This window comes from Geminicoccus roseus DSM 18922, from assembly GCF_000427665.1.
Taxonomy (GTDB): Bacteria; Pseudomonadota; Alphaproteobacteria; order Geminicoccales; family Geminicoccaceae; genus Geminicoccus; species Geminicoccus roseus.
The window spans coordinates 3,745,234-3,758,050 of sequence record NZ_KE386572.1 but is presented as its reverse complement, the minus strand read 5'-3'; the positions used below and the strand labels follow the sequence as shown (position 1 = coordinate 3,758,050).

Annotated in this window: 10 protein-coding genes; 3 read left to right on the top strand and 7 right to left on the bottom strand. The window is 69.3% G+C overall.

Features of this window, described 5'->3' with window-relative positions:
* Positions 1-63: 63 nt before the first annotated feature.
* The 3 genes from GEMRO_RS0118710 to GEMRO_RS30500 form a co-directional block, all read right to left on the bottom strand.
* Entirely contained in the window at positions 64-759 is a 696-nt protein-coding gene (locus tag GEMRO_RS0118710; RefSeq protein ID WP_027135228.1) for a Bax inhibitor-1/YccA family protein, read from the bottom strand.
* A 371-nt stretch (positions 760-1,130) separates the two neighbouring features.
* The gene (locus GEMRO_RS0118705) at positions 1,131-3,668 is read right to left on the bottom strand and encodes an ABC transporter permease (RefSeq protein ID WP_169728414.1); all 2,538 of its coding nucleotides are present in this window, start codon (positions 3,666-3,668) and stop codon (positions 1,131-1,133) included.
* A gap of 26 nt (positions 3,669-3,694) precedes the next feature.
* Positions 3,695-4,405: an ABC transporter ATP-binding protein gene (locus GEMRO_RS30500; RefSeq protein WP_035485595.1), complete on the bottom strand. Its 711-nt coding sequence runs from the start codon at positions 4,403-4,405 to the stop codon at positions 3,695-3,697.
* Between the two features lie 31 nt (positions 4,406-4,436).
* Between GEMRO_RS30500 and GEMRO_RS30495 the strand changes: the two genes are divergently transcribed.
* The 3 genes from GEMRO_RS30495 (at position 4,437) to GEMRO_RS0118685 (ending at position 8,840) form a co-directional block, all read left to right on the top strand.
* The gene (locus GEMRO_RS30495; protein WP_240476717.1) at positions 4,437-5,126 is read left to right on the top strand and encodes an arylesterase; all 690 of its coding nucleotides are present in this window, start codon (positions 4,437-4,439) and stop codon (positions 5,124-5,126) included.
* A 299-nt stretch (positions 5,127-5,425) separates the two neighbouring features.
* The gene (gene acs, locus GEMRO_RS0118690) at positions 5,426-7,357 is read left to right on the top strand and encodes an acetate--CoA ligase (protein ID WP_027135226.1); all 1,932 of its coding nucleotides are present in this window, start codon (positions 5,426-5,428) and stop codon (positions 7,355-7,357) included.
* A gap of 829 nt (positions 7,358-8,186) precedes the next feature.
* Positions 8,187-8,840: an HD domain-containing protein gene (locus tag GEMRO_RS0118685; protein ID WP_051329654.1), complete on the top strand. Its 654-nt coding sequence runs from the start codon at positions 8,187-8,189 to the stop codon at positions 8,838-8,840.
* 13 nt (positions 8,841-8,853) lie between these two features.
* Here the strand turns inward: GEMRO_RS0118685 and GEMRO_RS0118680 are convergent, their stop codons facing one another.
* From GEMRO_RS0118680 to GEMRO_RS0118665, 4 genes are all read right to left on the bottom strand, one after another.
* Positions 8,854-9,927, bottom strand: a complete 1,074-nt coding sequence (locus GEMRO_RS0118680) for an acyltransferase family protein (RefSeq protein ID WP_027135224.1) — start codon at positions 9,925-9,927, stop codon at positions 8,854-8,856.
* A gap of 212 nt (positions 9,928-10,139) precedes the next feature.
* Positions 10,140-10,592 (bottom strand): hypothetical protein, encoded by a 453-nt coding sequence (locus tag GEMRO_RS0118675; RefSeq protein ID WP_027135223.1) that lies wholly within the window; start codon positions 10,590-10,592, stop codon positions 10,140-10,142.
* A gap of 115 nt (positions 10,593-10,707) precedes the next feature.
* Entirely contained in the window at positions 10,708-11,226 is a 519-nt protein-coding gene (locus GEMRO_RS0118670; RefSeq protein ID WP_205625024.1) for a GNAT family N-acetyltransferase, read from the bottom strand.
* Entirely contained in the window at positions 11,216-12,814 is a 1,599-nt protein-coding gene (locus GEMRO_RS0118665) for a GMC family oxidoreductase (protein WP_027135221.1), read from the bottom strand. Before GEMRO_RS0118665 ends, GEMRO_RS0118670 begins: the two co-directional genes overlap by 11 nt.
* Positions 12,815-12,817: the final 3 nt, after the last annotated feature.

Genomic DNA, 12,817 nt, shown 5'->3' with positions numbered 1-12,817 from the left:
GCCGGCCACCCTTAGCAGGCAACCGGCCCCTCGCGTCAGTCGAGCGCGTCAATCAGCCATGCATCACTCGCTGTTGGTGCGCACGCCCATGAACTGCAGCAGGAACTGGAACATGTTGATGAAGTCCAGGTACAGGGTCAGCGCACCCATGACCGCCATCTTGGTCTGCGCACCCGGCTCCATGTTGTCCAGGTACATCTCCTTCAGCCGCTGGGTGTCCCAGGCGGTCAGGCCGGCGAAGATCAGCACGCCCGCCACGCTGACCATGAACTGGATCGCGCTGGAGCCGATGAAGATGTTCACCACGCTCGCGATGATCAGGCCGAACAGGCCGACCACCAGGAACGTGCCCATCGCCGAGAGGTCGCGCTTGGTGGTGTAGCCGTACAGCGACAAGGCACCGAACGCGGCGGCGGTGATGAAGAAGGTCCGCGCCACGCTCTCACCGGTGAACACCAGGAAGATCGAGGCCATGGACAGGCCCATCACGGCGCAGAACGCCCAGAAGGTCATCTGGACCGCGGAGGCGCTCATCTGCTGGACGCGGAAGCCCAGGAAAAAGATGAAGCCCAGCGGCGCCAGCATCACCACCCACTTGAGCGGCGAGGTGAAGATCGGGACGTAGATCGCAGGCGTGGCCGCCACGAACATCGCGATGATGCCGGTGAGCGCCAGGCCGAGACCCATGTAGTTGTAGATCGACAGCATGTAGCGGCGCAGGCCCGCGTCGACCTGGTCGACCGCTACACGTCCGCCCATGCGGGCCAAGCGGGGATCCGTGCCGAATGCCATGTAACCTCCTCAAGGGGGACGACGACCTTGCCCGGCCGTCGCTCGTACATCGAAGATATAGCGATATGGCCGGGCGCTTCAAGACCAGACGGGCGGGGGCGCACCCGGCTGCGAAGTGATACATATCGTTACAATCCGGTCAGCCGCGGCCGGATACTGAATATCCCTCGCCAGCCACGAGATCGCGGCCGGTGCTTGTTCGCGCGGCCAAGTCCTCGGCGGGCATCGTCGACGGCTGCCGAAGAAGAACGCGATCGGGCCCGTGGCTTGTATTGTTTGCTCCGCACCGGGACTGTCGCGGGGTCTGACGAGGCGCGCCAGACCCGGCGAGCGGGCGGTCAGGAGGAGCGCAGCACCGGGGCCACCGGCCTTGCCAGCAGGCGCCAGGTCGACACCGCGCCGACCAGCCCGGTCACCACGACCGCCCCCAGCGCCAGCAGGCTGGCGCTGCCCGGGTCAGGCGTGAACACCAGGTTCATGAACGGCCCGACCAGGACAAAGGCCGCGATCCCGCCCACCAGCAGCCCGACCAGCGCCGACAGCAAGCCGGTGGCGGCGTGCTCGATCAGGAAGTGGCGCAGCAGGTCGGCGCGGGTGGCGCCCAGGACCTTCATCAGCGCGGCCTGGTGCAGGCGCTGGCGGCGCGAGGCGGCGAGCGCCCCCAGCAGCACCAGCAGGCCGGCGCCCAGCGTGACCGAGGCCACCGCCTGCACCGCGAAGCCGATCTTGCCCAGCACCTCGCCGATCTGCCGGCTGACCTCGCTGATCGAGATCGGCGTGACGTTCGGCAGCGCCTGGGCCATGGCGTCCAGCAGGGCCGGCTCCCGGTCGGGCGGCACCCGCACGGTGGAGATCAGGGTGTGCGGCGCCTTGTCGATCACGCCCGGGCTGAACAGGAACACGAAGTCGATCCGGGCGCGCGACCAGTCGATCTCCTCGCGCAGGTTGGCGATGGTCGCCTCCACGGTCCGACCCATCACGTTGAAGGACAGGGTGTCGCCGACCCCGACCCCGTAGCCTTCCGCCACGTCGTCCTCGACCGACACCAGGGGCGGGCCGTCATAGCCGGGCTCCCACCAGGAGCCGGCCACCAGCGGCGCGTTGTCGGGCTTCTGGTCGGTCCAGGACAGGCCGCGGTCGCGGCGCACCGTCCAGCGGACGTTCTCGCCGATGGCGGCTTCCTCCACCGGCACGCCCTTGATCCCCGACACCCGGGCGCGCAGCACCGGCGCGCGCTGGTCCAGGCTCGCCTCGGGGAACCCGGCCAGGACCTGGTCGAACGCCGCGACCTGGTCCGGCTGGATGTCGATGAACACGACCGAGGGCGCCCGTTCCGGCAGGGCGCTCTGCAGCTCCGAATCCAGGGATTGCTGGACGAACAGCACCGTCGCCAGCACCGAGAGCGCGGTGCCGGTCGCCACCACCACCGGCAGGGCGGTGGAGCCCGGGCGGTTCAGGCGGGCCAGGGACAGGCGCAGCACCAGCGGGCCGTTCTTGGCGACCAGCGCCACCAGCGCCAGCACCGCCTTGCCCAGCAAAGTCAGCAGAAGGGCGGCGACCATGGCGGCCAGGGCGAAGCTGGCGCCGATCTCCGGCCGGGGCGTGGTCAGCGCGGCCAGCCCGCCCACCAGGACGACCCCGCCGGCGATCACGGCGGCCCGCAGCTTCCAGTCGCCATGGCGGTGCTCGGCGGCGGCCGGGCGCAACAGCGCGGCCACCGGCAGGTCGCGGGCGTCCAGGAGCGGCAGCGCCGCGAACAGGAGCGCGGTGGCGATGCCCAGCAGTGCCGCGCGCAGGAGCGGCCAGGGCTGGAACACGTCGCCCAAGGCGAACGGGATCAGTTCGCTCGGCAGGAGCCGCGCCAGCGAGGCCAGGGCGTAGGCGCCGATCATGCCCAGGAGCGCCGCGACGGTGGCGACGAGTGCCACCTGCAGGCCATAGACGAGCAGCACCTGGCCGGGCGTGGCGCCCAGGGCCTTCAGGGTGGCGATGCCCGCCCGGCGCTGGACCAGCCAGCCCTGCACCGCCAGGCCGATGCCGATCCCGCCGGTCAGCAGGGCGGCCAGTGCTGCGATGGTGAGGTAGCTGGCGAGCCGGTCGGTGAAGCGGGCGACCTGCGGCTGGATCTCCTCGATGCCCTGCAGGCGGTAGCGCGCGCCGGGATTGTCGTTGCGGACCGCCGCCTGGACCGCCGCGGCGTCGGTGCCCGGGGGCAGCGCGATCGCGCGGCTCCAGGTGGTCACCGCGCCCGGCAGGAGGATGCCGGCGGCCTCGATCGTGTCGATGCTCGCGACCACGCGGGGCCCCAGGCCGTAGATGCCCTGGACCCGCTCCGGCTCGCTCACCAGCACCGCGCGGATGGTCACCTGGCCCTCGCCCAGGTTCAGCTGGTCGCCGACCTCGACGCCCAGGCGCGGCAGCAGGGTGCGCTCCACCACCGCCCCGTTATCGGCCAGGGCTTCCTCCACGGGGATCGGCGGGTCGAGCACGACCTCGCCCACCAGCGGCCACGGCTGTTCCACGCCTTTCAGGGAGATGGCGAGGCTGCGCGGCGCGCCGCTGGCGCCGGGAACGTCGCTGGTGACCAGCCCGCTCATCCGGACCGAGGAGCGGGTGACGCTGCCGGGCGGCAGGGCATCGCCGATCTCGGCCAGGGCGATCTCGCTGCCCGAGGCCTCGGCCACCAGGTCGCCGCCCAGCAGGCTGCGGGCATCGCGCTCCACCGCCTGGTCGACCGCGGAGGACAGCAGGCCGACCGCGCCGATGGCGGCGACCCCCAGCGCCAGACAGAGCAGCAGCAGCCAGAAGCCGCGCAGGCCGCCGCGCAGGTCGCGCAGCGCGAAGGACAGGGCGAACGGCAGGCGCATGCCCGTCATGCCCGAATCCGTCATGCCGGGACCGCTCATGCCGGCACCCGCGCCCGTGCCTGGGCATCGTTCGCCACCGTCTCGGGCGGCGACACCAGGCGGCCGTCCTCCATCCGGCAGATCCAGTCGCAGGCCTCGGCCAGGGCCGGGTCGTGGGTGACCAGCAGCAGGGTGCTGCCGCGCTTCTTGCGCAGGTCGAACAGCAGTTCCATGACATGGGCGCCGTTGGCGCGGTCGAGGTTGCCGGTGGGCTCGTCGGCCAGCAGGATCGACGGCTCGGTGACCAGCGCACGGGCCAGTGCGGTGCGCTGCTGCTCGCCGCCGGACATCTGCCCGGGATAATGGTCGATCCGGTGGCCCAGGCCGACCTCCTCCAGGGCCGCGGCCGCGCGGTCCAGCGCGTCGCGCTGGCCCATCAGCTCCAGCGGCACTGCGACGTTCTCCAGCGCCGACAGGGTCGGGATCAGGTGGAAGGACTGGAACAGGATCGAGAGGCGGCCGCGGCGGAACCGGGCCAGGCCATCCTCGTCCAGGGTCGCGATGTCGGTTCCGTCCACGATCGCCTGGCCACCGCTCGGCCGCTCGATCCCGGCGATCACCGCGATCAGGCTCGACTTGCCGGAACCGGACGGACCGACCACGCTTACCGCAGCCCCGGCCGGGATATGCAGGTCGACGCCCTTGAGGATCGATACCCGCCCGGCGGCACCCCTCAGCTCGAGACGGAGGTCCACGAGATTGATCATCCGATCCTCACACCACGCAGTTCATGGGAACATGGCCGGCCCCCACCATGGCGACAACCTCTCCACCCTCAGCAAGATGGTCGCAACGGTAAGGCGGACCCTGCTGGGTGGGGCCGTGGCCGCCATGGCGGCCACGGCCAGCGCTCCTGCGGTGGCGGCCGATCCGGCCTGCCGCATCGCTGTGCTCGGCGATTCCCTGACAGCAGCCTATGGGCTGTCGGTAAACGAAGGATTTCCCGCCCGTCTCGAACAGGCGTTACGTTCCCAAGGCCGTGACTGCAGCGTGATCGACGCCGGGGTGTCCGGCGACACCTCGGCCGGCGGGCTCAGCCGGGTCGACTGGGTGCTGGGCGACCGCCCGACCCACATGATCGTGGCGCTGGGCGCCAACGACGCCCTGCGCGCGCTGCCGACCGACCAGCTCGAACGCAATCTCGACGCGATCGTCGGCAAGGCCCAGGACGCCGGCGTGCCAGTATTGCTGGCCGGAATGCTGGCGCCGCCCAATCTCGGCGCAGCCTACGGAAAATCGTTTGCCGAGGTTTACCGGCAGGTTGCGGCCCGCCACGACGTGCCGCTCTACCCGTTCTTCCTGGATGGGGTGGCCGGCGAGCAGGCTCTCAACCAGAGCGATGGTATTCATCCCACCGCCCAAGGTATCGAGATCATGGTCGAGCGCATCACCCCCACAGTCGTCGACTGGCTCGACAAGGTTTCCTGACCGCCGTTCCCGGAAGGTTCCGGGCGCTGGTTCTGTGCCCGACCTTGATGCCCCCGCCCCACAGCTTGCCCAAGCCGGTTCGGGCCGTTCCTGGACTGTGGAGAAGTATGGGGAATACGTGGATAGTTCCGAGATCGGCCCGCCTGCCTGCCCTGCCCGGACGCATCGCGGTTGCACCAAGGGCCAGCAGGCGCGAGACTTGCCGAAAGGGAGGCCGGCGACCGCGTCGCCGACTCCGGTCCGGGAGGCTCGCCACGTGCGGGGGCCCGGGCCGCTGGGCACCAAGAAGGTGGTTTTCGATGTCCGAACTGATTCCGGTTTCCGCTTCGTTCGCGAAGACGGCGTTGCTCGACGATCTGACCTACCGCACCATGTATGCGCGCTCGGTCGAGGAGCCGGAGGCGTTCTGGGGCGAGATCGGCCAGCGCATCCACTGGAGCAAGCCCTTCACCCGGGTGAAGAACACCTCGTTCGAGGGCGACGTCTCGATCAAGTGGTACGAGGACGGCGAGCTCAACGTCGCCTACAACTGCATCGACCGGCACCTGCCCAGGCACGCCAACCGCGTGGCGATCATCTGGGAAGCCGACAATCCCGAGCATGACCGCAAGGTCACCTACCGCGAGCTCCTGGACCGGGTCTGCCGGATCGCCAACGTGCTCAAGGCGCACGGCGTCCAGAAGGGCGACCGGGTCACCATCTACATGCCGATGATCCCGGAAGCGGCCTACACCATGCTGGCCTGTGCCCGGATCGGCGCGGTGCACTCGGTGGTGTTCGGCGGGTTCTCGCCGGACGCCCTGGCCGACCGGATCAACGACTGCCAGAGCAAGCTGGTGGTGACCGCCGATGGCGGCCTGCGCGGCGGCAAGCCGGTGCTGCTCAAGGGCAATGTCGACGAGGCCCTGAAGAAGTGCCAGGACGACGTGCGGGTGCTGATGTTCCGGCACACCGGCATCGCGGTCGACATGAAGGAGGGTCGCGACTTCGACGCATCCGCCGAGGCCCGCGAGGCCAGCCCGGAATGCGCCTGCGAGCCGATGAACGCGGAAGACCCGCTGTTCATCCTCTACACCTCGGGCTCCACCGGGAAGCCCAAGGGCGTGCTGCACACCACCGGCGGGTACCTGGTCTATGCCTCGGTGACCCACAAATACGTCTTCGACTACCAGGACGGCGACGTCTACTGGTGCACCGCCGATGTCGGCTGGGTGACCGGGCACAGCTACATCCTCTACGGCCCGCTCTCCAACGCCGCCACGACCCTGATGTTCGAGGGCGTGCCGAACTATCCGAACGTGTCGCGGTTCTGGGAGGTGATCGACAAGCACCACGTCACGATCTTCTATACCGCCCCCACCGCGATCCGCGCGCTGATGCAGCAGGGCGACGATCCGGTGAAGCGGACCTCGCGGGCGTCCTTGCGCCTGCTGGGCTCGGTGGGCGAGCCGATCAATCCCGAAGCCTGGCTCTGGTATCACCGGGTGGTCGGCGACGGCCGCTGCCCGATCGTCGACACCTGGTGGCAGACCGAGACCGGCGGGATCCTGATCTCGCCTTTGCCCGGCGCCACCGTGCTGAAGCCGGGCTCGGCGACCCGGCCGTTCTTCGGCGTGCGGCCGGCCCTGGTGGACAACGAGGGCAAGCGGATCGAGGGTGCCGGGGAAGGCAACCTGGTGATCCTGGACAGCTGGCCCGGCCAGATGCGCACGGTCTATGGCGACCATGAGCGGTTCGTGCAGACCTATTTCTCCACCTTCAAGGGCATGTACTTCACCGGCGACGGCGCCCGCTGCGACGAGGACGGCTACTGGTGGATCACCGGCCGGGTCGACGACGTGCTGAACGTGTCCGGGCACCGGATGGGCACGGCGGAAGTGGAGAGCGCGCTGGTGGCCCATCCCGCGGTGGCCGAGAGCGCGGTGGTGGGCTTCCCGCACGACATCAAGGGCCAGGGCATCTACTGCTACGTCACCCTGCAAAAGGACATCGAGCCGTCCGACGCGCTGCGTGCGGACCTCGTGAAGTGGGTGCGCAAGGAGATCGGCCCGATCGCCACCCCGGACTTCATCCAGTGGGCGCCGGGCCTGCCCAAGACCCGCTCGGGCAAGATCATGCGGCGGATCCTGCGCAAGATCGCGGCCAACGACTATGGCCAGCTGGGCGACACCAGCACGCTGGCCGACCCGTCGGTGGTGGATGACCTGGTGGCGAACCGGATGAACAAGTAATCGCCCGATCTTTCGGTTCGACCGGGCTTTTCGGTTCGGTAGGAGCGGCCCCCCGCAACGGGGCCGCTTTCTTTTGGTGGTGGTTCTGCCGATGCCGCACCATTTGCCCCAAAAGAAAAGAGGGCGGCCCTGGAAGACCGCCCTCTTTACTCTCTGGGGGAGAAACTTTCGGCTCTGCCTGGTGTCCTGGGGGGGAATGCACGTCCGCAGCGCCGCCGACGTGACAGCTAATCCATCTTCGCACCCATGACAACGGCAAAAACGGAGCCGATGCAACAAGCCGTGCCCTCTGTACCACGGTGGACCCGGCAAAGCCGCGCCAGCGCTGGGAAAGCGGGTCGGCCAGCCCGGAGCCGGCTCCGGATGCGGCAGCTCGTCGCACGGGTCTATAGTGACCGGGATTGCCGGATCCCAAGTCCAGCAAGCAACTCTTCTAGAGCGGGCTGCGACAGGTTCGATTCTCTTCTTATATATCGCTAGCAATATCGAAGTAATCGCAGGGCCAGTCGAGTTGCCGAATGCCGCGCCCCGAACGGCCCAAACGTGCCGTGCCGGCGGCTCCAGCACTGGTGAAGCTCTAAGGCGGCCTCCCCTGGTGTTGCATCTCGATCATTTGCGCAATGGCAGGAGATGACATACTTGTCATGTTCGGCGGCAGGAACGGCGTGGGCGGAGCGGGCTGTTCAACTTGAAGTCGTCTGCGATCGTTTTCGACAGCCCGCACAGTCATCCCCTGATACCCGCCATGGACGGGGGGCAGACCCGAGTGCACCATGCGGCCCTGGCGGCAACGCTGCCCGTCCAGGCCCCTCCCCTCCAGGAATTCGTCATGATCCTCGACACGCCCGCCCGGGTGGAAGAACAGGCACGCCTGATCCTGCAGGCGCAGGACGACGGCGACGGCGACGGCGCCCATGACCTGGCCCATGTCGGCCGGGTGGTGCGGATGGCGGCGCGGATCGATCGCGAGCTGGGGCATCCCTGCGATCCCCTGGTGCTTTGCGCGGCGGCCTGGCTGCACGACCTGGTGAGCCTGCCGAAATCCGACCCCGACCGCGCCCGGGCGTCGGCCCGCTCGGCGGACGAGGCGGTGGCGAAGCTGCGCCGGCACGGCTTTCCCGAGGAGCGGCTGGCGGCGGTGCACCACGCCATCCTGGCCCACAGCTTCTCGGCGGGCGTTCCCTGCCAAACCATCGAGGCCAAGGTGCTGCAGGACGCCGACCGGATGGACGCCCTTGGGGCGATCGGGCTGGCCCGGTGCTTCTACACCGCCGGCCGGATGGATGCGCAGCTGTTCGATCCGGCCGATCCGCTGGGGCAGCACCGGGAGCTGGACGACCGGGCGTTCGCCCTCGACCACCTGCCGGTCAAGCTCTACCGGATCGCCGAGACGCTGCACACCGCGCCCGCCCGGGCGATCGCCGCCGAGCGGGTCGCCTTCCTGAAGGCGTTCGCGGCGCGGATCGTGGCCGAGGCGGGCTGAGGCTCCGAGGCGCTCAGCGCGCCGCGAACCGCTTCTCGCCGACGCCGCTGTCGGTACGCTCCTGGAGCATCGCCGCCGCCGGCCGGGGCTCCTGGGCAGGCCGCAGCGGCTTCTGCCCGAGCAGCAGCATCCGGGTCAGGTTGAAGCGGCCGGCCACCATCTCCACCAGGATCGGCAGGCCCAGCCCCGCCGCCAGCATGATGACGAACATCAGATAGGGGTCGGTGATGCCGAGCTTGGGCAGGACCATGCGCAGCCCGGCCACCCCGAACATGTGGAACAGGTAGATCGCGTAGGAGTACTTGCCGAGGAACTCCAGCCCGCCATTGGTCCAGCCGGTGCGCATGATCAGCATGCAGAACGCCGCGCCGAACAGGAGCCCGATCGCGGCCTCCCGCGGCACCGGGCCGTCCATGTAGCCCAGCAGCCCCGCCTGGGTGACCACCACGCCGATGGCGACCAGCGCCCAGGCGATCGGCACGCCGCCCGGGCGGGCCAGCGGGTCGCCGAACCGGCCGAAATACACGCCCAGCAGGAAGAACGGCAGCAGGTAGATGGCGCCCCGGAGCGAGAAGAACTCGGTGGTGACGATGTCGGTGGCGGCCAGCACCGCGGCGAACACCAGGGCGCCTACCAGGGCGGCGCGCTTCACCAGCAGCCCGAAACTGTCCAGCACGGCGATCAGCGCGAACAGCAGGAAGGCCGCCTGCAGGAACCAGAAATGCTCGTAGGGGAAGATCGGCAGCCAGGCGATCTCGGCCAGCTGGGCCGGGTCCATGCCTTTCGAGAGACCGGAAACAATGAACTGGCAGGAGCCGACCACCAGCAACGGAATCAGCAGGCGCCGCGCCTTGCCCAACATGAACCCGCCGACATGTTGGCCGGGTGATACACTGCGGAAGGTGTAGACAAGTCCCGCGACGAAGGCGAACAGCGGCATGCGCAGGTAGACGAACGATTCCGCCAAGTGACGGAACACCGTCCCGTCGCCCATCATCAGGCCACGATCGGGAGCGCTGCCGATCGTGTGATAGGCGACCAGAAAGATACATGCCAGGCCGCGCAGCGTCTGGATGGATTGCTTCAAGGTGCTGGCTCCAGCCCGGTCCTGCTCGCTGTCGAGGCCGCGAGAGGGGATGATCGAGGCGTTTGTCGGTACAGATGGGTCAGGCTGAGATTCGCGCAGGGGCGCCCGAATGGCAAGGGGGCGAAATCCCGCACATTAACCATAGTTCATGTTCAATCAGATGTAGGTACAACCCGATTGCCGCCAATCGCCGGGCCCGTGGATGCCCATCCTCAGTTGCTGCATGCCATCTCATGGCGGCCGACGGCTTCGGGCGGGTAGGCGAACGCCGCGCTCGGCACCGTTTCCCCCTGAGCCTCCCCATGGGCCTCCGCCTGCCGGCGCGCGAGCTCGAGCTGGACCTCCGCGGTCGCCAGCGCCGCCTGCCGGCGCTCCAGCGCCTGCTCGGCCGCCGACCTGGCAGCCAGGGCGGCGTCCAGCTCGGCGCGCGCCTCGGCCAGCCGCAGGTCGACCAGGCTCTTCTGCTGCTCCAGCCGGTCCAGATCGGCATAGGCGGCGAGCAGCGCCTGGTCGCCTTCCTCGATCCGGCCCATCATCAGCTGCTGGCGGCGCTCGTAATGGGCGCCGATCTCGGCCAGGAGCGCATCCTCGCGCTCGCGAAACCACCGGGCGACGCCGTAGCCCGCGAGGGCCAGTCCGGCCAGGAAGGCAACTGCTGTCAGCATGACATGTCCCGTGAACCGCCTGGGACAAGTGGAGCAGACTGCCGCCTTCCTGCAACAGGCTTGCAGCCCGGATCCGGAAACTTTCGGGAAAAGCGCCCCCTATTCTTACGATAGTTTATTCCGGGCCACCGAAAGCGGCATGATAGGCCACGGCGCCCTGAGCCGGCGTCGGCTGGAAGCGCAGCGCCAGGAAGTACTCGGCCGGCGGCCCTTCCAGGGTCAGGGCCGGATCCTGGGCGAACCCGAAGCGCCGGTAGTAGCCGGGCTCGCCCAGCACCACGCAGCCGGAAGCACCCTGGGCGCGCAGCCGGCGCAGCCCCTCCTCGATCAGGGCGCTGCCGATCCCCTGCCCCTGCCGCTCCGGGGCCACCGCGACCGGGCCCAGCCCGTACCAGCCGGTGCTGCCGTCGCCGATCCGCACCGGAGAGAAGGCGGCCTGCCCCACCATGTCGCCCCCAAGCTCGGCGACCAGCGAGATGGCCAGCGCCCCGTCGGCGCGCAAGGCGTCGACGATCCCGGGCTCGCTGCCGTCGCTGTGCGGGTGCCCGGTGAAGGCGGCCGTGACCAGGGCCCGAAGCGGTGCCTGGTCCCCTGGGCGCTCGTCCCGGACCAGCAGCGCCGGATCAGCGGGCAAGGATCATCTCCGCGGCCTTCTCGGCGATCATGATGCTCGGGCTGTTGGTGTTGCCAGACGTGATGGTGGGCATGATCGAGGCGTCGGCGATGCGCAGGCCATCCACGCCGTGCACCCGCAGCGTCGGCGAAACGACCGCACCCATATCCGAATCCGGGCCCATCCTGCAGCTGCCGGCCGGGTGGAAGATCGTGGTGCCCAGATCGCCCGCGGCCCGCACCAGCTCGGCCTCGTCCTGGGCGGCGGGGCCTGGCCTAAGCTCGGCGGTCACGTAGCGGGCCAGGGCCGGGGCGGCGCAGATCCGCCGGGTCACCCGGATCGAATCGGCGGCGACCTGGCGGTCCTCGTCGGTGGACAGGTAGTTCGGCGCGATCGCCGGCGGCACGGAGGGGTCCGGGCTCCTCAGGCGGATCTCGCCGCGGCTGGTCGGGCGGACGTTGCAGACCGAGGCGGTGAAGGCCGGATAGGGGTGGAGCGGGTCGCCGAACTTGTCCAGGGACAAAGGCTGGACATGGTACTCGATGTTCGGGGTGGCGTAGCGCGGGTCGGTGCGGGTGAAGGCGCCCAGCTGCGAGGGCGCCATGGTGAGCGGGCCCTTGCGGAACAGGAGGTACTCCAGGCCCATCCGGCCCTTGCCCAGCATCGAGCCGACCCGCTCGTTGAGCGTGCCGATCCCCCTCACCCCGTAGACCAGCCGGATCTGCAGATGGTCCTGGAGGTTGCGGCCGACGCCCGGCAGGTCGTGGCGGACGTCGATGCCGAGCTCCTTGAGCAGGGGTGCGGGGCCGATCCCGGAGCGCTGCAGGAGAAGCGGGCTCATCACGGCGCCGGCACAGGAGATCACCTCGCGGCGCGCCCGCACGGTGCGCCCGTCGACCAGCGCCACCCCGATGCAGCGCCGGCCGGAGAACAGCAAGGAGCGCGCCTCCGCCTGGGTGACCACGCTCAGGTTTTGCCGCGCCTTGACCGGGCGCAGGAACGCCTTGGCGCTGGTCCAGCGCACGCCCTTCTTCTGGTTGACCTGGAAATAGCCGCAGCCGTCGTTGTCGCCTTTGTTGAAGTCGTCGGTCGGGGGGATGCCGACCTGGGCGCAGGCCTCGCGGAACGCGTCCAGGATCGGCCAGGACAGCCGCTGGTTCTCGACCCGCCACTCGCCGCCGGCCCCATGCGCCTCGGAAGCGCCGTCGACATGGTCCTCGGAGCGCTTGAACAGGGGCAGCACCTCGTCCCAGCCCCAGCCGGGATTGCCCAGCTGGCGCCAGTGGTCGTAGTCGGCCGCCTGGCCGCGCATGTAGATCATGCCGTTGATCGCCGAGCAGCCGCCCAGCACCTTGCCGCGCGGATAGTTCAGGACGCGGCCGTTCAGGCCCGGCTCCGCCTCGGTCTTCAGGCACCAGTCGGTGCGCGGATGGCCCTGGGTGTAGAGATAGCCGATCGGGATGTGGATCCAGATCCAGTTGTCCTGGCCGCCCGCCTCCAGCAGGCAGACCCGGGCCGACGGGTCGGCGGACAGCCGGTTGGCAAGCGCGCAGCCGGCCGAACCGGCGCCGATGATGACATAGTCGAACTCGCCCAGATCCACCGGCACCGC